General features: G+C 52.1%; 15 protein-coding genes. 9 read left to right on the top strand and 6 right to left on the bottom strand.

Going from position 1 to position 22,837, the window contains the following annotated elements; all coding sequences use genetic code 11:
• The 6 genes from KF749_16105 to KF749_16080 all read left to right on the top strand — a co-directional run.
• On the top strand, positions 1–1,130 hold a 1,130-nt coding region (locus tag KF749_16105), incomplete at its 5' end, for a beta-lactamase family protein (GenBank protein ID MBX2992678.1).
• Positions 1,131–1,444: 314 nt separating this feature from the next.
• Complete coding sequence (locus KF749_16100) at positions 1,445–4,075, top strand: T9SS type A sorting domain-containing protein (GenBank protein MBX2992677.1); 2,631 nt, start codon at positions 1,445–1,447, stop codon at positions 4,073–4,075.
• 50 nt (positions 4,076–4,125) lie between these two features.
• Positions 4,126–5,919, top strand: coding sequence for a VCBS repeat-containing protein (locus KF749_16095; GenBank protein MBX2992676.1), 1,794 nt, complete (start codon positions 4,126–4,128; stop codon positions 5,917–5,919).
• A gap of 46 nt (positions 5,920–5,965) precedes the next feature.
• The gene (locus KF749_16090; GenBank protein MBX2992675.1) at positions 5,966–7,753 is read left to right on the top strand and encodes a VCBS repeat-containing protein; all 1,788 of its coding nucleotides are present in this window, start codon (positions 5,966–5,968) and stop codon (positions 7,751–7,753) included.
• A gap of 152 nt (positions 7,754–7,905) precedes the next feature.
• Positions 7,906–9,006: an AraC family transcriptional regulator gene (locus KF749_16085; protein ID MBX2992674.1), complete on the top strand. Its 1,101-nt coding sequence runs from the start codon at positions 7,906–7,908 to the stop codon at positions 9,004–9,006.
• 141 nt (positions 9,007–9,147) lie between these two features.
• On the top strand, positions 9,148–10,278 hold the full coding sequence (locus KF749_16080) for a T9SS type A sorting domain-containing protein (protein MBX2992673.1): 1,131 nt from the start codon (positions 9,148–9,150) through the stop codon (positions 10,276–10,278).
• Positions 10,279–10,328: 50 nt separating this feature from the next.
• Here KF749_16080 and KF749_16075 read toward each other — a convergent pair whose 3' ends face one another.
• From KF749_16075 to KF749_16050, 6 genes are all read right to left on the bottom strand, one after another.
• Positions 10,329–11,315 carry a transporter gene (locus KF749_16075; GenBank protein MBX2992672.1) on the bottom strand — a complete coding sequence of 329 codons (987 nt, stop codon included), beginning with the start codon at positions 11,313–11,315 and terminating at the stop codon, positions 10,329–10,331.
• Positions 11,303–12,346, bottom strand: a complete 1,044-nt coding sequence (locus KF749_16070) for a c-type cytochrome (protein ID MBX2992671.1) — start codon at positions 12,344–12,346, stop codon at positions 11,303–11,305. Before KF749_16070 ends, KF749_16075 begins: the two co-directional genes overlap by 13 nt.
• 53 nt (positions 12,347–12,399) lie before the next feature.
• Positions 12,400–13,248 (bottom strand): hypothetical protein, encoded by an 849-nt coding sequence (locus tag KF749_16065; GenBank protein ID MBX2992670.1) that lies wholly within the window; start codon positions 13,246–13,248, stop codon positions 12,400–12,402.
• 133 nt (positions 13,249–13,381) lie between these two features.
• Complete coding sequence (locus KF749_16060) at positions 13,382–13,777, bottom strand: hypothetical protein (GenBank protein MBX2992669.1); 396 nt, start codon at positions 13,775–13,777, stop codon at positions 13,382–13,384.
• 79 nt (positions 13,778–13,856) lie between these two features.
• Complete coding sequence (locus KF749_16055; GenBank protein MBX2992668.1) at positions 13,857–17,894, bottom strand: response regulator; 4,038 nt, start codon at positions 17,892–17,894, stop codon at positions 13,857–13,859.
• Positions 17,895–18,043: 149 nt separating this feature from the next.
• Positions 18,044–19,030, bottom strand: coding sequence for an NAD-dependent epimerase/dehydratase family protein (locus tag KF749_16050; protein ID MBX2992667.1), 987 nt, complete (start codon positions 19,028–19,030; stop codon positions 18,044–18,046).
• 177 nt (positions 19,031–19,207) lie between these two features.
• Between KF749_16050 and KF749_16045 the strand changes: the two genes are divergently transcribed.
• The 3 genes from KF749_16045 to KF749_16035 all read left to right on the top strand — a co-directional run bounded on the left by KF749_16045 (position 19,208) and on the right by KF749_16035 (position 22,754).
• Positions 19,208–20,488, top strand: coding sequence for a pyridoxal phosphate-dependent aminotransferase family protein (locus KF749_16045; protein MBX2992666.1), 1,281 nt, complete (start codon positions 19,208–19,210; stop codon positions 20,486–20,488).
• A gap of 122 nt (positions 20,489–20,610) precedes the next feature.
• Complete coding sequence (locus tag KF749_16040) at positions 20,611–21,729, top strand: hypothetical protein (protein ID MBX2992665.1); 1,119 nt, start codon at positions 20,611–20,613, stop codon at positions 21,727–21,729.
• A 98-nt stretch (positions 21,730–21,827) separates the two neighbouring features.
• A complete protein-coding gene (locus KF749_16035; protein ID MBX2992664.1) occupies positions 21,828–22,754 on the top strand; it encodes a branched-chain amino acid transaminase in 927 nt (308 codons plus the stop codon).
• Positions 22,755–22,837: the final 83 nt, after the last annotated feature.

Raw genomic sequence — 22,837 nt, 5'->3', positions numbered from 1 at the left:
TGACAGTAGCTGTACTCTTCGGTGCATTACTGCTCGCACAGCAGGGAGTACAGAATACTCAACCAGTGCTTTCGAAAGAGCAGCATGACGGAATACTGGGGGCATTGAAGGAAGTTCATGAGAAGCAACGCAACGTCGGCCTGAGCGCTGCCGTTCTTCTGGGAGGCACACTCGTGTTTTCTGAAGGTCTCGGCTACGCTGATCTTGAACGAAAGATTCCGGTCAGCACAACGACACGCTTTCCTGTGGCAAGTGTAACCAAAGCGTTCACAGGTGCGGCGCTTGTCAAACTTTATGAGACAGAGAAGATTGATCTTGACGCTCCCATCCAACGCTATGTACCCGCTTTTCCGAAGAAACATGCTCGTGAAATCACACCTCGCTTGCTTGCGGGGCACTTGGCCGGAATCCGTTCATATGTCGGGGGCGAAAGGGATTCGTCGTTCTTCGCACGGCACTATACTGATGTTGTTGATGCGTTGGGGCTGTTTGAAAACGACACGTTGCTGTTTGCACCGGGAAGCAAGTACTCCTATACAAGCTATGGATACAACCTGTTGGCAGCCGCAATCCAAAGTGTTTCCGGACGATCCTACAGGGAATATGTGGAGGAGACCATTCTCCGACCGCTGCGTCTCAACCAGACAGAGTTTGAAAACGTCCGCCAAGTAATCCCCGAAAGGACGGAGAACTACAGCTTCTACCATTATTTTTCATACAAAGAAAGCCCGGACGTCATGAAAGTCCCCCGGCTTGACTATAGCTACAATATGGGTGGGGGAAACATCATCACAACCGCCGAGGATCTTGTTCGATTCGGACAGGCAATTGTTCGTCCGGGATTTTTCACAAGGGAATCGCTGGACCTTTTCTACGCGAGAATCAGGCACGGTGATGTTGAATCACCCTGGAGTTTCGGCTGGTTTGTGGCCGATGATTCAGGTGAGCGACGAATCCACATTACGGGAGCTTTTGCCGGAACCCAGGCTGCATTGTGGGTGTATCCTGAGAGTGATTTGGTCATTGCTGTCATCTCGAACACGTGGGGGATCAATTCACGATCGAATGAAATGGTCATCGACTTGCCTAAGCGGATCGCATCCATTGTTGTGGAGACCCGAAAGCAATGACACAATGCCGTAGATTCATCTTCAGGACGCGGGAGCCGAATCCCGCTCAGTGCTTCCTTCCGCACTCCATTTCATATTGTCTGATAGTATTCTCTTTCCCGTTCGCGAAGATTACAAAGTCACTGAGAAGGCCTGAATCGTGAGGAGTTTCAACCTGCCAATTGTTGACAAACACGAACTCGCTGATTGATTTGACGCGCTGATCTCCCATCGCGACAATTTCCCCCAAACAGGGGGATAACTTCCCGCAGTCAATCTCAGTACAATAGGCCAACCTGCTCTGTTTCATCGTTCACTTCAAATTGAGGTGGTAGATGCGTTCTTTCATCTTCATTCTTGCCATTTCATCATTTCCTGCACCAATTGCACTGGCCCAATTCGTCCCGGACGTTCCAAGAAATGGTGAGCAGGCAGTTCGATACTGGGATGAGTTCTATGAGCGGAACTTCTTCTCGAAAGGAATCAAGCCGGAGGATATGAAGGGAACGGGCTACTATCCCTACCTCAGGTTGAAATGGCTGTACGAAATGAAGAAGAACGATGACGGAATTGTGGATGAAGAACGAAGGTGGAACGAGTTCCGCCGGTTCAGGTACGAGGAACTGCAGAAGGGCGGCACGAGACCCGCGGCACAATGGCAGAGCATCGGCCCGAACACGATTGACTCGATGGCGGGCAGAATGATTTGCCACGCGTTCGACCCGACGGACAGCCAAACGCTCTGGGCGGGAGCGGGTTCGGGAGGATTGTGGCGTACGACCAACGGGGGCGAAGCGTGGGAAGCAATGACGGATGAACTTCCCTCGCTGTACGTTTCCTGTATCGCCATCAAACCGACGAATCGAAACGTGATGCTGCTGGGCACGGGGATCTTTGAACAATTCGGGTTTTCACTCGCCCCCGGAGTCGGCGTTTTGAAATCGACCGACCGCGGAATAACGTGGCTACCGACAGGCTTCTCGGTGTCGCCAAGTGCCGGCGTTGGAATGTTTGGTTTCGCATGGCACCCGAGCGATGCAAACACCGTGTACCTTGCTGCGACCAATGGTATATGGAAGTCAACCGACGAGGGAGACACGTGGTCGCAGATAAGAACCGGTCGGGCTTCGACAATTCTTGTGAATCCTGCTTCGCCAAACATCATGTACGCAGCGCTTCAGGCGGACGGCATCTACCGGACAACAGATGCTGGAGCATCCTGGGCGCGCATGGAGAATGGCTTGCCGGTCGGAGCGACAATCGGTTTGACGAGTCTCGCCATGTGTCATTCGGTTCCCTCCGTTCTTTACGCGGGACTCTCAGGCGCGTCGAATAGCAGCTTGCTTGGATTGTACAAATCCACAAATGGCGGAGACTCATGGAATCTGCTGGCGGGTACGCCGAACGTCTTCTGTTATCCTCCACCAAACACGAACGTGTGTCAAGGATGGCTCAACAATGTTCTGGGTGTTTCGCCGGACAATCCGGATCTGTTGTTCTTCGGAGGCATCCGGTTGTTCAGGTCGAGCGACGGCGGTGCAAGTTGGACGTGGCACGATTGGACATCGAACGGTCTGCAATACAGCAACGCGGGCCTCACGTATGTTGACCAATGGGATATTGGTTTCGATCCAACCAATCCGAACACAATCTACGTGTTCAACGACGGCGGAGTGCAGAAGTCGACGAACGGAGGATTGTGGTGGAATAAAGTCAACAAAGACCTGGTTACCGGGCAACTTTACAAGATTGCCAGTGCGCCTTCCGACACAAATCTTGTGATTGCAGGATTCCAGGATCACGGACTTCAGTGGCTCAACTCTTCCGGTGGAAATACACGTTGGTACAGGTGGTCAGCCAATGACGGTATGGCGGTCATCATTCACCCAACGAATACAAATATCTTTTACGGCGATTTCTTCTTCGGGTATCACAACAAGTCGACAACGGGCGGGTCCAACTGGCGGACGAACACGTTTCCTATCAACAACGGCATGGCGGAGTCCGGTCCGATTGTCGCCCCGCTCGTCATGCATCCGCTTGATCCGAATGTTCTGTACTGTTCCGGCGTCACAAAAATCTTCAGGACAACGAACGGCGGTTCGCTCTGGAGCCCGATCGCCGATGTTCCGAACGTCAGGACGATCGCCATAGACCAGCAGAATCCGGATCTGTTTTATGCGCACTCCTACACAAACACCGCCTGGACAGTCTGGAGAAGTACAGACGGCGGAACGGGGTGGACTCCAATTACACACCCTTCTATCCCGTCGTGGAGAGTTGTTGATCTTGAAGTCGATCCGTCAGTATCGGGAACACTGTATGCGGTTCGCAATAGCGCCTCTGTGAATCAAGACCATATAAAGAAGTCAACGGATTTTGGCGACACCTGGGTTGATATCACCTCAAACCTCCCTGATGTGACGATGGGCGCCATTGCCGTCAGTCCGTACTCATCGAACCACCTTTATGTTGCCACAGACCTCGGGGTGTTTGCAACGACGAACGGCGGTGCGGAATGGTTTGAGTTCAACGATGAACTGCCGCTCGTGTATGCGACGGACATACACTACCACCCGCTCGATAGAACGCTGCGGATCTCGACGCTCGGGCGCGGCGCATGGAAAACAAAAGCCCTTGACGCGGGCGTGACATCGGCGGGAGAGGGCAATGCAGCAGAATTGCCTGCCGGCTTCCGATTGCATCAGAACTATCCCAATCCGTTCAATCCTTCGACAACGATTCGCTTTGAGCTCCGAGGCGAATCCCGGGTTCTTATTACAATCCACAACCAACTCGGACAGGAAATCCGACGCCTTGTTGATGGAGATGTTCAGCAAGGGGAGCATTCTTTGGTGTGGGATGGGATGAACAGAAACGGATTGCCGGTCTCATCAGGTGTGTACTACGTTCGCGGAAGAACCGATGGGTTCAGTACAACAGTCAGGATTGTACTCACGAGATAGCTGCGTCTATTCATTGGCACAACGGTATCTTAACCTTGAAGGGAAAAAGAATGAAAAGGAGCAAGGGCATTCTCAACCTGTTGGCAACAGCCGGCGGCATGTTGATTGCAACATCGATCTCCGCGCAGACATTCACCAAAATCACGGATCCTTCGAACCCTCTTGTCACCGATGAATTCGAAAGCGGCGGTGGAAGTTGGGGTGACTTCAACAACGATGGGTTCCTGGACATCTTTGTGCCGCACGGCAATCTCACCGACCAACAGAACGGCCTCTACCTGAACAATCGCAACGGCGGCTTTACAAAACTGACCACGGGGCCGGTGATTGCGGATGGCGGCTCGTCCATCGGCGGAACATTGGGAGATTTCAACAACGATGGAAACCTGGACTTGTTTATCACCAACCGTCAGCCGGCATCGGGGCCGCTGTTCGGCAATTTTCTCTACGTCGGCGACGGTGATACGTCGTTTGTGAAAGTCACAACCGGAAGCCCGGCCACGGATCTTGCAAACTCCAACAGCAGTTCGTGGGTGGATATCAACAACGACGGCCACCTCGATCTCTTTGTGGTGAATTTTCAGGCCGATAATTTTCTCTACTACAATGGCGGCCCGCCGACATATACGTTCACGCGTGCGGATACCGGGACAATTGTGCAGGACGGCAGCAATTTTTCCATTGCCGGCGTTTGGGCCGACTACAACAACGACCGCAAGCCGGATTTCTTTCTTGGCAATGCCGGAGGCCAGAACGACTATCTGTTCACGAATCATGGCAACGGGTATTTTGTCCGGACAACACTCCTCGATGCGCGCGCGACACTCGGTGCCAGTTGGGGAGACTTCAACAACGACGGTTACCTCGACCTGTTTGTCGCAAACTTCCTCGGGCAGAACAACATTCTGTACCGCAACAGCGGCCCGCCGGACTTCTCTCTCGTACCTATCGACACCGGTATTGTCTCGAACGGCGGCGGCAACTCGATTGGAAGCGTCTGGGCCGATGTGGACAACGATGGCGATCTTGACCTCTTTGTTGCGAATGATGGCGGGGCTGATTTTCTCTACCTGAACTCCGGTCCGCCGGCGTTTGCTTTCTCCAAAGTTACGACAGGAGAGATCGTCAATACAATCGCGAATTCGTTCGGATGTTCGGCCGCCGACTATGACAATGACGGTGCGCTCGATCTCTTCGTCGCCAACCGGTTGAATCAGCGGGATTTTCTTTACAAGAACAACGGCAACTCGAATTCATGGCTCACCATCAAATGCGTAGGCACGGCGTCGAACACATCGGCAATTGGGACAAAAGTCAGACTCAAGGCGACTGTCGCCGGATTGCCGGCGTGGCAAATGCGCGAAGTCGCCGCGCAGACAGGATACAACAGCCAGAATCTCCTCCTGCATGTTGGCTTCGGCAACGCTTCGGTTGTTGATTCAATTACCGTCGAGTGGCCATCAGGCCAGACCGATTACTTCATCGATGTCCTCCCCAACAGGATTGTCACAATCATTGAAGGTGGCGGGCTCAGCGGTCTATCCTCACCCAATCAGCAAAAGCCGGAAGGATTTGAACTGCACCAGAACTACCCCAATCCGTTCAATCCCACGACGACTCTCCGGTTTGGATTGACGGGCAGGTCCCATGTTCTCGTTGCTGTTCATAACCAACTGGGACAGGAACTCCGACGGCTGGTTGACGGAGAATTTGAGCCGGGTGAACACTCCACTACTTGGGACGGATTGAACAAGAATGGATTGACGGCTGCATCGGGTGTTTATTACATACGGGCAAGGGCAAACGGATTTACGCAGACGGTGAAGGCGCTGCTCACTCGTTAGGTGTTGTGGAAGATTCACTATTCAAAGAAAACAATAGGAGGCGTACATGAAGCTATGGATACTCTTGACCGTTGGATGCATACTCAGGGTTACTGCGGCGGGGATCGCGCAGACTTTCGTCCAGGTGACCGACCCGACAAACCCGATTGTCACCGACCCGGCGCAAGCTGCGTACGAGGGCGCAAGCTGGATTGACTTCAACAATGACGGGCTTCTGGATATGTTCGTCACACGACGTCAGTTGTATCAAAACATCGGCAACGGGAACTTCATCGGGCTGCCGAATGCGATCACTTTCCAGGGAGCCGCATTGGGGAACTCGTGGGCGGATTATGACAACGACGGCGACATTGATTGCTTCATCGCCGCAGGCAACCCGCGCGGATCTTTTCTGTACAGGAACGATGGCGGCGGTGTGTTCACAAAAATCACAACAGGCGAGATTGGCGACACTCTTCGCAACAAGGGATGGGCGTGTGCGTGGGGAGACTACGACAATGACGGCTTCGTCGATCTGGTGATCGCGGCAGCGAACGGGTTTGCCGGAATCGACAGTACGAACCGACTCTTCAGAAACAACGGCAACGGGGCATTCGCCAGGATCGATAGCACAGTGATCACGATGGGATTGGGGCCTTACACGGTGCCTTCCTGGTCGGATTACGATAACGACGGCGACATCGACCTCTTCATCGGCAGCGGGCCCGCGAATGGAACACTCGCCCCCGATAATCTGTATCGCAACTGGCTGACGGAAACCTCGAACGCATCGTTCACACGCATCACGACTTCCCCGATTGCGACCGATCCTGTCGACGGCCAGATATGGAATTGGATCGACTATGACAACGACGGCGACTTCGATGCGTATCTTACGAACTACAATTCGACGATCCCGAACAACCTGTACCGCAACGATGGAGGCACGTTCACGCGCATGACGTTTGCGCAGGTTGGCTCGATTGCCTCCGATATCGGCGTCTCGCTGGCAAATGTCTGGGCGGATTTCGACAACGACGGTGACCTCGATTGCCTCGTCACGAATGAAGCCAACCAGCCGAATCGCTACTACCGGAACAACGGCAACGGCACATTTACGCGGGTCGACACTCTGTCAGTAGTTTCGGTGAACGGACAACACCGTGGGGCGGCTGCGGGTGATTACGATAACGATGGCGACATCGACCTGATGATTACAGGAGCAAGCGGCGCCCGCGGGCTGTTCCGGAACGACCTGAGCAACGGAAACTCCTGGGTCAATATCCGTCTCGTTGGCGTGATGTCCAACCGGTCCGCAATCGGGGCGAAAGTGCGAGCACGTGCCATTATCAATGGAACTCCCGTGTGGCAGGTGCGTGAAATATCGAGTCAGAATTCGTTCGACGGGATGAACATGCTGAACGTACACTTCGGGTTTGGCAATGCGACTGTCATTGATACGTTGAGAATCGAGTGGCCGCGGGGATTACAACAGTCGTTTACCAATGTTGCCGTCAACAACCGGTACACGGTGACTGAAGGGCAGGGGATTGTTGTTGTCGGTGTCGGTGAATCGTCTGCAGAACTTCCGCAATCATTTGAACTCTCGCAGAACTATCCCAATCCGTTCAATCCGAGCACGAGAATTGAGTTTAGAGTTGCGAGTCTTGAGTTTGTGGAGTTGGCAGTGTACGATATCCTTGGCAGGAAAGTCGCAACACTCGTGAGTGAGGCGAAGCAGCCCGGAACGTACGAAGTGGCGTGGGATGCCGCGGGGTTTTCAAGCGGTGTATATTTCTACTCCATGCGAGCGGGAGTGCACATCTCAGCAAAGAAAATGCTTCTAACAAAGTAGCTGCACATCATGTATTGATATCAGCGCCCTGGCCCTCCGTCAGGGCGCTGCCTTTTTTGCTGCTTGCCAAACCTTGCCAATTTCTCTATCTTCTCGCTGTCTTTGAAGAAGATTCGTTCACCCACTTCAACCATTATTCGGGATTTATTTCCATGAGTTTGCTGTCAATTCTCATACTCCTTGGCGCTCTGCAGGGGATCATCCTCTTCTTCTCCATTCTCGGTCTCAAAAGGGGAAACAAGGAAGCGAACAACATTGCCGCCATTTTCATCCTTCTCATTTCTGTAGCGCTTCTCGGGCGCTATGCGTACACGGCAAGTCAGCCAACACTATTCCTGTTCAAGGCGTTGTTTGTGGGAGACTTGGTCATCTTCTTCTACGGCCCGCTTCTCTATCTGTACTTTGTGAAACTCTTTGGTATCACTTCATATCAACGCATCAGTATCTGGGCACACTTTCTTCCCCTCTTCGCGTTCGTGGTACTCATCCTTCCCTTTATGTTTCTGGACAGGGAGGGGTTTGTCGAACAAAGCGTGCGATTGCAGAATGTCTTCTATGGATTGGAGTTGATTGCAATTTGTCAGAACTACTTCTATCTGGTGATGAATCTTAAGCTCCTGAGGTCATATCAGAAAGGCAGTTACGAGAACAGCTCGACCTTGCCGCAAATCGCCTTCTACAAGGTCCTTCTCGGGATAACATTTGTCGGCGTGTTTTTCTGGTCAGTCAGCTTTGTTCTCCGGTTCCTCGGCCCGGAGGCGCTGCACAGTTTCGCCGGCTACCATCTCGTCTGGATCAGCCTTTCGGTGCTGATTATCGGATTGGGGTATTATATCCTCCGCAATCCGGAAGTATTCAACACGTTCGAGCCTCAGGTCAGGGCGGGGGTAAAAACGGGAGGTATGGAGAATGTCGAAATGCTCGCGTCGGTATTGGAAGGAGTGATGAGAGAGAGAAAACCCTACCTTGAACCAAAACTAACGCTTCAAGAACTGTCGGCGATGACGGGGATAAGCCCCCATCTTCTCTCAAGGCTCATTAACGAGCGGTTCGGGAAGAACTTCTTCGATTTTGTAAATGCATTCCGAGTGGATGAATTCAAGAAGAATGCTACCAAGGAAAAGCTCGCCACAATGACCCTGTTTGCGCTCGCCCTGGAATCAGGATTCAACTCAAAGACCACGTTTAATACCGCCTTCAAGAAACTGACCAGCCAAACCCCCCGGGAGTTTGTACAGTCCTCCACTTCGTAGACGCTGAAAATCCCCGGCTTTTTGTGGTATCCTTTCCTGAACTCGTCCGACATTATAAGCCCGAACGATTTCCGACTGTTGATTGACTATCATTGCGCCGTGAAGATCAACAATCAATTCAATATCAGGAGGATGTACCGCATGACCCGACCTTGGCAGATTCTTGCTGCAACCTTGATTGCTTGCACCGTTTCATCAGCGCAAACGGTATCGACAATCGTGTCCAATTCTACATTCAATGACGGCCTCGCGCTCGATGCCGCCGGGAATATTTACGCGTCTCTCTACTATGGTACAACAGTAACAAAAATCACTCCGACAGGACAGGCAAGCATTTTTGCTGGCGGACTTTCAAGTCCCAATGGCATTACATTCGGGCCGAATGGAGACTTGTACGTCCCGAACGCCTCTGGCAGTTCCATCTCCAAAATTACACCTGCCGGCACAAGCTCAACACTGTTAACCATCACGGACCCTGCTACGTTGATGTTCAATAGCGATGGGAGTCTGCTTGTGACGCATTACAATCTAAACAAGATATCATTGGTCGACACAAATCTTGGCGTATCGGACTTCCTCTCCGGCGGTTTATTGAACGGGCCCATCGGACTTGTCAGGGACGGCCAGGGGGTCTTGTACATCGGGAATTTCAATGATGGGAAAATCTTCCGATATGTACCTGGCACAGGACTGCAGGAGATCGGCGACATTCCGGGCTGGCTCGGTTTCATGACGTTATCAGGCAATGCAATTTACGCCACAGGATGGCAGGATAACAGAATCTATAAAGTCCCGTTAAACGGAAGCGGCGCAGTTGTGTTTGCAGGAACAGGCGTCGCCGGAAATGCTGACGGTCCCGTTGCAACGGCCACGTTTAACAATCCCAATGGGATTGTAGCGACCGCCGGCGGAGATACGATCTACATTTCGGACTATACATCCCGCTCCCTCCGGATGATTGTCGGAGTGAATTCGACGACGCATGTTGGACAAGAAAGTGCCTTGCCTGTGGCGTTCCGGTTGGATGAGAACTACCCGAACCCGTTCAATCCCAGCACGACAATCAAGTTCCGGATTCCGGTTTCCGGCCACGTAACGTTGAAGGTCTATGATCTGCTTGGTCGGGAAGTTCAAGTGTTGGTGAATGAATTGCTGGAAGCCGGAAGTTTCGAAACGAAGTTCGATGCGCTCAATCTTGCAAGTGGGGTCTATTTTTACAGACTGCAATCGGGCAACTTTGTCTCTTTGCGAAAGATGCTTCTCACGAAGTGAAAGGATGTCGAGATCTGCGAATAGCAACAACAAGACATCCGGTTCATCTGTTAGAACATAACCCGCAAGCCTGCCATGAACCGTGTTGACTCTTGTGGAGCATTGCCGGACCTTCGTTGGTGCAATGGAACAAGAGCCCGCAGATCGAATCGAAGAAAATCATAGGCGAGCTCCGTTCCACCGTTAAGATAATACACTTCCGCCCCCGAGTCCGGGTCTTTGTTGCCGGTGAGAATGTCCTGTCCGGTGAACTCAGCCCGGATTCCTGCGGATGCGGTGAGTGCAAAGAGGGAAGGGTTGTCGCGCAGAATGTCTCTGCTGGCAAGCAGGGTAGCTAAAAGACTATTGCCGAGGCGGCTGCCGGCGCTGTTTCTCCGGTTCATCTTTCCGAAGATGTCTGCTGCGAAGACCCACGACTCCGTTTGGTAAAATCCTGAAGTAGTCAGCACAAAACCAACAGAGGCGGACCCCGGCTGAAGCCTGAAGTCGAGGAGAGTCCCATTCTTGTCTTTGGCATTGGATCGCCCTGTCGGTAATTGCACCCCGCCGCCAAACAATAGCGTGAACTTGCTTCCTGCACGTTCATCAAGCACCGCAACATACTGTCCCGTCAGCGTCGCGTCTCCGTTTCCCTGGATTGAGAGACTTGTTGACGATTGCACAGTGACGAATGAAAACGGAACCAACAATGTTACAAGTATGTGCTCTGAGAGATGATGTTGATACGCCAGCTCAATCGTTCGACGATATTCTCTTGTTTCTCCCGAAAAGCCGGTTCCACCGTGATGCAGGTGATTGGCTCCTTCCGGTGCAGCTTTTAGGAGGGGCGCGTCGGAATCTTGCCCTGCGTCAGAAAGAACCGACGCATGATGCGATTGCTGGTAGAGAAAATGAACGGCGATGCTATTTTGACTGCTGTAAAACGGATTGATGCCCATGAGACAGTTGCAAAAATCGCATGCGGTACCGGCAGACGGCAAAAGCAGCAGTGCAAGTAGTGAGGCAACGGTCGTCCTCATTCCTCTCAATTTTGCCATGGATCCTGTAACTCCGGATTGGTTGTAAATGTCAAATCTGTCAGGGCTTCCAAGAAAGCAACAATATCCTGTACCTCGCTCTCAGTAAGTCCCAACGGACGCATCAGGATGTCCCGATTAGGGTGCGGCTTGCCGCCGGAGTTATAGTGTCGGACAACTTCTTCAAGTGATGTAAAGCGTCCGTCGTGCATATAAGGGGATGTCAGCGCAATGTTCCGCAAGGTCGGGGTCTTGAATCTTCCCTTGTCCGTTTCATTGTTCGTGATGAGGTACCTTCCGGGGTCAATGGTCACAGAGTCGAGTCCGGTATTATGAAACGCATTATCTGTGAAGTTGAATCCGCCGTGGCAATGAAAGCAATCCCCGCGCTCGCCAAAGAACAGGTCGGCGCCGCGTGCCGCTGATGCGCTGATAGCGCTGCGGTCTCCTCTCGTCCACTTGTCGAACGGCGAGGAGCCACTCAAGATGGTTCTCTCAAAGGCAGCAATTGAATGGGTGATGCGCTCAAGAGTAATACGAGAGTCTCCCCACGCTTTGGTAAATAGCGTTGCATAGCGCGGCTCTTGCATGAGCCTCAAAACAAGCGTATCGGTGTTCATGTTCATCTCGACCGGATTCAGAATCGGCGAGACAACCTGAATCTCCAATGTCAGAACACCGCCTTCCCAGAAGAATGAGGTACCGTAGGCAGTGTTCGTCAAGCCCGGTGTGTTGCGCGTACCGCGAAGGCCGGCAAATCCTGCGCTCGTGCGATTTCCTGCATCTGCGAAGGCAAATTCCGGCTTGTGGCAGGAGGCGCAAGAAACGGAACTGTCACGACTGAATCGTGGGTCGAAGAACAAATGACGTCCCAGAGTGACTTTTGCCGTGCTCATGGGATTGTGGGCCGGAACCGGCACAGGAGGGAAGCCCGGAAAATTCGGCAAGCGAAATGTTTCCTCGACCGGCTCCACGACACCATCCACCTTGACGCAACCCGCGAAGAGTGCGGCAAGAACAGCGGCGACAATAATGATCTTGAGTGTTTTCATAGGCATTAACCCAGGGGAAGCCCGCTCGCGGCGAGCCTCCCGTTTTCCGGTACTCAGGGACGTCGTGAGAACATCGCCGCAGTATTCAAAAAGATCCTGTCGGCGAGATTTGCCGGACCGACATGATGCATGCGTTCTGAAGGATTCTGCCTCAAGTTGAGCGCTGCCGCGCCATTCATTCCCGGAGTAAAGAGTTTGCTGTAATCGATATCCACGGAAAAGACGTTCGGCGCTGTTTCGCTCACGACAAACTCACTCACTGTTCCGCTTAGAACCGCAAGTGATGCGGTGACCTTCCTGTTATCTGTGCCAAGATGGTAGAGGAAGTTCACGGGCATTCCCGCAGAATCCACTTTGCCTTCCATCATGTGAAAGATATATCCGGGGTTCCACGACCAGTACATTCCGGAATTCGGTCCCAACGGCGGAAGCTGTGTCGAGACATCCCTGTGATTCAATTCATACGGAACGCCGACGCTGAATTTGATGCCGCGATATTTACCGGGTTTCCCCTTCACGATCACGCTCACATAGCCGTTCGCGGAAAATGTTGCGGTGCTGAAATCAACCATCCAGATGTTGGGAGTTTCTTCGTGAGCGATCTTGTGGGTGTGGCTTGGGCTTTCGAGAGGAACCAGACGGCCCATCGTGTCCACAAGCGCAGTTTCTGATAAGTAGAACTTGAGGGTTGTAAACCAGACGGAATCAGCGTTCGCATTCATGAACCGTTTGTTCAACTCGAGTGGAGTCGAACCGAACTTCGGGAAAAACCTCAACTCGACCTCTTTTCTCGTGTCGGGTGTTGTAGTGTCTGTAACGGGATTCTCATCCTTCTTGCATCCTGTGAGAGCCGCCAGTGTTAGTACGCAAATCAACAATGTGACTTTGACGCGCAGAATCATACTTCCTCCTGATCGAAATGATATTGATATTGACAATGAACAGTTGTCCCCTGCCTTCTGCAATTGCAACAGATGGATTTATCCCCGTGCAATGCCGTTGAGGCAACAGGGTTATCGAATTACGCTTGAAATTTCAAACGGGAAGAACTTCGGGAGGATGGAACACCGATGCTGAGAAAGCGGAAAGAGTATGAGGTGTGGAGAAATGAGGGAACCTGTCCTTGTCTTCAGCGGGAGCCGATTCTAACGCCCGATTGAGAGTGGCCGTGATCTTGAGGGCTATCACGCCGTCAGCACTGCTCAATGGCGAGCAGGGTGCCTGAACCAGCGAACAGACTCCCGGAGCTTGTCGCGTGCAGCATGTTGCGCCTCCTTCGAAGCACGGACAGTTGGCGCCGCCATCGAGGCCACAGCAACACGTGGAGCCACCCACATCGCTTCGGTGCGACAGCAACGTCACATCTGCCAGCACCAGCAACATGTTTGCGGTGAGAAGAACAGCGAGAAAGTTGTAGAGAGAACGGGACATACCGTGCACAAAATAGTGTTTTGACTTTACATGTGCAAGGTTTCCAAACGGATGAAGTCTCCATTCAGAAGTGGACATTCTACGGATGAGATGATGCTTTTAGATACTCCGACGGACTCACCCCAAACTCCTCCCCAAAACTCCTCGTGAAATACGCCTGGCTGCCGAAGCCGACTTGGTAAGCAATCTCGGCAAGCGAGCCTGCATCCTTGCGGATAAGTTCGGCGGCCCGCTGAAGTCTGAATGAACGAATCAACTCGTTCGGCCCTTTGTTGGTGAGGGCTTTGAGTTTGCGGTGAAGTTGCGAGCGGCTCATGCCGATTTCGGCAGCGAGAGTTTCGACGCTGAATTCTTCTTCGGCGAGATGTTTCTCAATAACGCCGGTGACTCGTTCAAGGAAGACTTTCTGCTGGGAAGGAACAGTCACCTCCGTCGGCTTCAGCAACATCTCGCTGCTGAATTTTTCCCGAAGCTGTTTTCGGAGTTGAATGAGATTCCGAACCCGAACCTGCAATTCCTGAGGGTTAAACGGCTTCATGAGATAGTCGTCGGCTCCCAATTCCAATCCCTCTAACTTATTTTCAGTAGTAGCTTTAGCGGTGAGGAGAATGACCGGGATGTGATTCGTTTTCTCATTCGTCTTGATTGAGCGGCAAAGTGCGTAGCCATCCATTTCAGGCATCATGATATCACTGACAACAAGGTCGGGCATGAAGTCTTCGGCCTTCCGCAAACCGTCTTTGCCGTTACCGGCCTCGATGATGGCATACTCGTCGGCAAGCTGCTCGCGAATGAAATTCCGCAAATCGGCATTATCCTCTACAATCAAAACTCTCGATTCATCTGGCGAATCGGAGACGGCAGGTTCTTCAGGAATGGGTTGGTCGAGATCGGGAAGGACTCGCATATCCGGAACATCTGTTCTTCCATCGTCCTTTGCAATCTCCCCCTCATCAAGATGCGCTGCACCAAGCGGCAAACGGACTGTGAAAGTCGTGCCTTTGCCTTCCGTGCTTTGTACTGAAACGTTTCCGTGATGCAACTCGACCAACTCCTTCACCAAGGCAAGCCCGATTCCGGTCCCTTCATAACCGGGACGGGAGTAATCTTCAACTTGATAGAACCTGTCAAAAACGTAAGGCAGTTTTGCTGCCGGTATGCCTGTTCCTGTATCCTTCACAGAAATCTCAACGCATTGAACTCCTTCTACGTCATGACCTGATGAGAGCGAGACGTCCACACTTCCGCCGTGCGGCGTAAATTTCAAAGCATTTGAAATCAGATTCACCAACACTTTCTCGATCTTGTCATGATCGAAATAGGCAAAGATTGCGCTTTGTCCGGCGGAATCCGGCGGCGCTCCGTTTAATGTCAGGTCAATACCTTTGTGCTGGGCGTAGGAAGAAAGAGAGGCTGTCGTTCGTTTAACGAAGAAGACAATATCCGTGTTGATGGCCCGAAGCGTCATTCCGCCTGCTTCGATTTTTGAGAGATCGAGAAGCTGATTGATGAAATGCAGAAGCCGTCTCGCATTTCTATCCATGACTGTGTAGTCACGTAAATTCTTTGCCGCGTCCTTGTTCATCAGCCGGTCGAGATGGCCGAGGATGACCGTGAGCGGCGTACGGAATTCATGCGAGATGTTCGCGAAGAAGTGGGACTTCTGGACATCAATCTCCTGCAACTTCTCCGCTTGTTCGTGAAGGCGGTTGCGCTGTGCGACGACTTCCGCCGTACGCTCTGCCACAATCCGCTCCAACTCATGACTGTGTTTCTCAAGTTTTCTTGTCCGCATTTTTGTGTAGAGGAAAACGGACAGGCTTCCGAACAAAATGTAAAGCCCGATACTCCACGGTGAGAGGTACCAGGGAGGAAGAATAGCAAAGGCAAGAGTTGCGGAGGCGTCACTTTCAGTGCCGTCCGCAGTCATTGCCCGTACCTCAAAGGTGTACTTGCCCGGGCGCAACGAGCCGAATGCCACCGTGCGCTGGCCTGTAGGCTCGTGCCAGATTGTGTCGAGACCAATCAGGCGATAGCGGAACTGCAATCCCTCAGGATCTTTGAAGCTGAGACCGTTGAAACGGATAACGCAGAAGTTCTCCGAATGCGAGAATGTCTGGCCGTTTTCCAGCTCTCTATCAATCCCGTTTATGCGAAGCCCGGCAATGGAAACAAGCGGCGGGATTATGTTTCCTTGTTCGTTTCCGTAATCGAAAATCGTGAGTTCGCCTGATGACAGTGTCCAGATTGTTCGCTTGCCGGGGATGCAGCCAATTCCCTCAATCTGGTCGCCCGAAAGTCTCGGATGTCGAAACAGCGCGTTGCTATCGGGGTCGGTGTACTGAACGCCGACGGATGTTCCGATCCACATGCGCCCCTCTTCATCTTCCGCCATGCGCCACACGGCGTTGTTCATCAGACCGTCGGCTGCACCCAGCGTGCGGAACTTACCGTTGCTGTAGATGGAAATCCCGTTGAACCGCGTGCCAACCCAAACATCGCCGTTCCTTCGCATTGCAACGGATCGTACCCGATCATGAATGAGGCCGTCTTGTGTTGTCAGAATTCTGGAGAGAATGTACTTCTTGCCATTTCGGACAAGAACGGAAACGCCGCCATTGAACCTTCCGACCCACAAATCACCATTTGGCAGCTCGCACATAGATTGGACGGTGCCGCCATGGATTTCACCTCCGATTTCGTGCGTGTCCAGGATTTTTCCAGACGACAAGTCGAGTTGGACCAGAGGCCCTGATCGTTTGTTATACCAGAGTTGATTGTCGCTTGTGATGAAAATGCCGAGAACGGAGCCGACGGGGAGTTCCCTGCCGGGCGTCAACACCTTCACTTGTTCCAGAACAGAACTCAGCCCCGACCGATGCGTGACACGGAAAGCCCTGAGCCCCCCCTCTCCAAATGCAAACCACAGAAGGCCATCAGGCGCCAAGGCAACGGAATATCCCCCACGAAGTCCCCTTGGTTCACGCCCTCCACCGACCGGTTGCATACGGTGAGCGTAACGATGCCAACTGCCATCGTTGTTTTTCCAGAATTCCCACAAGCGATTTTGTGCAGCAACGAAGAGATGGCCCGAGCTATCCACAGCAACAGATCTATTGATTATATCGGGGATGAGCTCGTCCATCTGGAACCGTAAGATGTTGCGGTAGGCGAGTTTGGAGAGTCCCTTGCTTCTGCCGCCGACCCAGAGATTATCCTCACGGTCAATGTAGCAAACGATGATGTCGTTTTCCTGAAGGCCATTCTCTCTTGTGAGTAAGACCATCTCGCTGTTCGGGAAGTTCTTCCGGGAAACCTTCAGTACACCGTGGCTGGACGAAAACCACAAATTGCCATCTCGATCTCCGGCAACGGAACCGAGAGCGCCGTATGTCGTTTCGAGTTGCGCCGTGATTTTACCGCCAGCAACTTTGACTATGGCACCTTCTACCGTCCCGAACCACAGCGTACCGTCAGAATCTTCGTAAACGGAAACATACTGCCTGTTAGGTGTTGCATACTTCGGTCGGGTGATTGATCCTGTTGCGGGTGAGTACTCAAAAAGCGCCCTCTCCTGGCCAATAATAATGATGCCGCTTTGAGTTTGGTGAAGAATACCTGTCCATCCCGTGTCGAGCACTCCTCCGAACTGCACCGCCAAATCGCCTTCAATTCTGTAAACTCCCCAACTCGTTCCGCACCAAAGAACGCCGTTCCGATCTTCCAATAACTTGCCGCTTGTGTTTGTGCTTGGGTTGTCGCCGATGCTCAGCCCCGTGATTCGTTCACCTCGAATTCTTCTTACTCCCTGTGCGTGTGTGCCGGCAAACATCGTTCCGGGGGATTTGCGGCTTTCGATCACGGACCAGACAAGCGGCAGGGGAGTATTGGGGTCGGAACGAATTTCCTTGAACGATACGCCGTCGTACACCGACATTCCTCCATCTCCCGCAACCCACAAATAGCCTTGTGAGTCTTGGTAAATACGGGTTACCCAGTTCGAGGGAAGTCCGTGACTGACGTTATAATGATCGAAGAGATAGGTTTGTGAAAACGCAGATGCGCAGAACGCAAATTGGAGCAGAAGAAGAAATCCGGCCAGGCGAACCTTGGGCATGGTCAGTTTGCGTCGGGGAAAGTGAAAGAACAAATTTCGCCAGCAAAATAACTATACTGAGGGTGGGACGCAAGGGATTGCTTGCTTCGAAACTCCTTAGGCAGGTCAGACACCTCAGCGTTCTCAGCGTCTCTGCGGCGAGACTGGAATCACAACCACTTCATCTCAACATACCACTCAACCGTCCGGCGGATTCCTTCTTGCAACGAAATCTCCTGCTCGAACCCGAAGTCACGTTTTGCCTTCGAAGGGTCGCACGTCCAGTAATCCTGCACCATGTCCTTCGCCTTCTCGAAGTTGATGAGGGCGGGCTTTGAGTTGAAGAGTGAGAAGAACTCCGCAAACGCCGCGATGATATACACAACAAACTCCGGCAGCCGGATGCGTAATGCGCCTTTGTTCATCACGTTACGCGTCGCCTCGCCGATCTCCTCCCAGCCGTGTTGATGTGTTGAAGTGATGAAGTAGGTCTGGCCGACGGATTTCCCGCTTTCTCCCGCCATTACAATTCCTCTCACCAAATCAACAACGTGAATCATGCTCACGAGTTTCTCCGAAAACCCGACCATCGGTTGCAGGCCTTTTTTGTATGTGTTGAAGAATTCAAACACATCTTTATCCCGCTCGCCGTACACAACAGGTGGCCTGACAATGGTTATCGGCAGCTTGTCCATCATTGAGTGGCATACTTCCTCGGCCTGCCATTTGCTTTTGCCGTAAGTAGTTAGCGGATTCGCCGGCCGATCTTCGGTGATGGGCGTCCTCGTTTCGCTCGGCCCGACTGCCGCCTGACTGCTGATCTGAACGAAGCGCTTCAGCTTCGGGTTATGCTTCAGAGTCGCCTCAAGCAAATTTCTGGTTCCGGTGGCGTTGCCGCGGTAGTATTCCTCTTTCGTCTTGGCTTTCGTAACTCCGGCAGAGTGGTAGATGTAGTCGACGCCGCTGACTGCTTCGCGCAGGGCATTCTCATCAAACAAATCTCCATACACGAACTCAATCGGCTTGTCCTTCAGCCATTTCGTGTCGCTCGTTTTGCGGATGAGGCATCGGATGCTGTAGTTTTTTTGCAGGAGAAGATCAACAAGGTGGCTGCCGACAAATCCGGTGCCGCCGGTGACAAGTACTTTCACGGGGATTTTTGAGAAAATTGGGATGAATAAAGAACAAACGGCGATGATTTTCGGTAAGTCGGATGCGGTGACCGACAACTTTGCTCATCCTGCGTCTGATTGACTTTGAAAAGCCGTTGAAGTATATTGAAAACGAGTTTGAGAGTCAATCCTGCACTGAAGGCGGTGGAAGAGGAGCTTGCGATGCGAGAAAACACCGGCAGTTTGACATATCCCGCCAATCCAGAATTTAGAGAAAGCGCACATTTGAGTACAGCCGAAAAGAAGCCCGTTGATTTGTTCGAGAAATGCTGGACATTCACCCGCGCCGACGAAATAAAGGCCGCAGGCTACTATCCCTACTTTCGCCCGATTGAAGAAAATGAGGGACCCGTGGTTCAGATTGAAGGGCGGCCTATGATCATGGCAGGCTCGAACAATTATCTTGGTTTGACAGCCGACCCGCGCGTGAAGCAAGCCGCCATCAAAGCCGTCGAAAAGTACGGTACGGGCTGTTCGGGCTCGCGCTACTTAACCGGAACCCTCGACCTGCACATCAAGCTCGAAGAACGGCTTGCGGATTTCTTCCACAAAGAAGCATGTCTCCTCTACAGCACAGGCTATCAAACTGCGCAAGGCATCATTCCCACACTCGTGCAAAAGGGCGAGTACGTGATTTCGGACCGCGACAATCATGCGTGTATCGTTGCGGGAAACCTGATGGCGAAGGGGGCATTTGCAGAGTTCATTCGCTTCAAGCATAACGATATGAAAGACTTGGAACGCGTGCTTTCCAAGTTGCCGCTTGAAGTTCCGAAGCTGATTGTGACGGATGGTGTGTTCAGCACCACAGGCACAATAGCCGACCTGCCGAATATTGTTGTGCTGGCAAAGAAATTCAATGCCCGCATCATGGTAGACGACGCCCACGCAACCGGTGTGATCGGCAAAGGGGGGCGGGGTACAGCGAGCCAGTTCGGGCTTGAAAAAGAAGTCGACATGACAATGGGAACGTTCAGCAAAACGTTCGCTTCGCTCGGTGGATTTGTTGTGGGCGACAAGCCTGTTATCAACTACCTCAAACATATCGGCCCGGCCCTTATTTTCAGTGCCAGCCCGACCCCTGCGTCTGTTGCCGCGGCGCTTGCCGCATTGGAGATTCTTGAGAAGGAGCCTGATCGCATTAAGAGGCTCATCGCAAACGCCGACAAAATGCGCAAGGGCTTCAAGGCAATGGGTTTCACTGTCATTGATAGTCAAACGGGAATCGTACCAGTCATCATCGGCGACGATCTTAACACGTTTGTGTTCTGGCGGGCGTTGTTTGACGCGGGCGTTTTCGTCAATGCCTTCATCAGCCCCGGTGTGCCGAACGGAATGCAAATGCTACGAACCAGCTACATGGCGACGCATGAGGATCACCATCTGGACAAGATTCTCGATACGTTCGGCACAATTGGCAAGAGATTGGGCGTAATTCACTAACCACTGTTCATTGATATTCCTGATGCGGCGATGTTTCGGTTCCAGCCCGGTACATCCTCTGCTCGCAGATGTTCATTCCGCAAATCCCGTTGTAGTTTTCAAAACAATCCGGAGGTACAGCAATCGCAGCCGTAGCCATTCTTCCCGTTCATTCAAAAAAAGATGAAAAGCGGTTCATAAAGCTTCAGTGGAAGATGTATGAAGGGAATCCGAACTGGGTTCCGCCGTTGCTGATGGATAGAAAAAAACTGATTGACCGCAAGAACAATCCTTTCTACAAACATGCTGAAATGGAGCTGTTTCTTGCGGAACGCGATGGCGAATTGGTCGGGCGGATTGCCGCCATCATCAATCACAATCACAACAAAGAGCACAACGAGAACATCGGGTTCTTCGGGTTTTTTGAGTGTGTTGATGATCAGGATGCCGCCAACGCCTTGTTCGATGCTGCGAAGCAGTGGTTGAAAACGAAAGGGGTTGCGGCGATGCGCGGGCCCGCAAGTCCGTCGGTCAACGATGAATACGGATTGCTCGTCGATGGGTTCGAACATCCGCCGGCAATTCTGATGAGCTACAATCCGCCGTACTATCAGAAGCTGGTTGAAGGCTACGGCTTCGGGAAGGCGAGAGATTTGTATTCGTTCTATCTTGATAGCAGAAAAGTCTTCACGGACAAGCTCACGCGGGTAACGGAAATAGTGAAGAAAAAAACCGGCGTTGTCGTCAGGCCGTTGAACATGAAACGCTTCGACGAGGAAGTGAAACTCATCCGTGAATTGTATAACAAAGGATGGGCAAGGAATTGGGGCGAAGTACCGATGACGGAAGACGAATTCAACTATGTTGCCAAGGACTTGAAGGCGATTGTCGATCCGGAGTTGGTGATTATTGCCGAGGTGAAGGGGAACCCCGTGGGCTTCGGGCTTACGCTTCCGGACTACAATATGGTTCTGAAGGACAACAAAAGGGGATGGTTGATCCCGGCAATCATACGGATGTTGCTCTTCAAGAAGAAGATCGATTTCAGCCGGGTGATGATTTTGGGCGTATTGCCGGAGTACTTGAATTCCGGTATCGGCGGGGTGTTGTTCTATGAAACGGGGGCGCGATCGGTGAAGCAGGGCTATCCGCACGGGGAAGCCAGTTGGGTCCTTGAAGACAACGTGATGATGGTGCGAGGTGCGGAACTGATGAACGGAAAAAAATGGAAGACGCACCGCGTGTACGACTATGTGTTGTAACATGCCAGTGATGGGAGTCTAATTCCTATTCAGGCATGACACGTATATTGTTCTACATTACGTCACAATCTATAAATGGATAACGAACGAGGTAAATCATGCCTGTTAAAGAAGTAGAGAAAATATGGATGAACGGAAAACTTGTGAATTGGCACGATGCCAAGATTCACGTTCTTTCCCACGTAATTCATTACGGCTCAAGTTGGTTTGAAGGGATTCGTTGCTATCAAACAGCAAAAGGTCCCGCTATCTTCCGTCTCGACAAACATATCCGCCGCCTTCTCGATTCCACTAAAATCTACAAAACTGAATGTCCCTACAACGAAGCCGAGATCGAAGAGGCGATTCTGCAGACAATTCGCGCAAATAAGATGAAGGAATGCTACATCCGCCCGGTCGTGTATCGCGGGTACGGCGATGTTGGCGTCAATCCGCTTCCCTGTCCTGTTGATGTGACGATCGCTGTGTGGGAGTGGGGCAGCTATCTCGGGCCGCAGGCACTTACCGACGGAATCGACGTGTGTGTGTCAACATGGACAAGGCCGGCACCGAACACGTTACCGACAATGGCAAAAGCAGGCGGCAATTATGCCCTTTCGCAGATAATGAAAGTCGAGGCAATTCAGGCTGGATTCAAAGAGGCGATTGCCCTCGACGTGCACGGCTATGTGAGTGAGGGCAGCGGAGAAAACATATTTCTTGTCAAGGACAATGTTATTCTTACTCCGCCGATTTGTTCATCATTACTTCCCGGTATTACCCGTTCCTCTATTATCCAGATTGCAGGAGACGCGGGATACGTGGTGAAGGAAACAAACATTCCGCGGGAGATGTTGTATATAGCGGACGAGTTGTTCTTTACCGGAACGGCCGCTGAAGTGACACCGATTCGCTCGGTCGATAAACTGAAAGTTGCCGACGGCAAGCCGGGCCGGATTACGATGCAATTGCAGGAGAAATACTTTGATGTTGTGAAGAATGCCAACGATCCGTACAATTGGCTGAAGTACGTCTATAACGACTGAGTGGTGAAAGAACATTGAACTGCCGGCTGCTCATCGACGGTTGGGCAGCCGCAGTTTGAAACTCTCCAAACATGGAGGTGAAT

Source organism: Bacteroidota bacterium (assembly GCA_019637975.1).
In the GTDB taxonomy this organism is placed as follows: domain Bacteria; phylum Bacteroidota; class Ignavibacteria; order UBA10030; family UBA6906; genus CAADGV01.
This window is presented reverse-complemented; position numbering and strand designations above follow the sequence as displayed.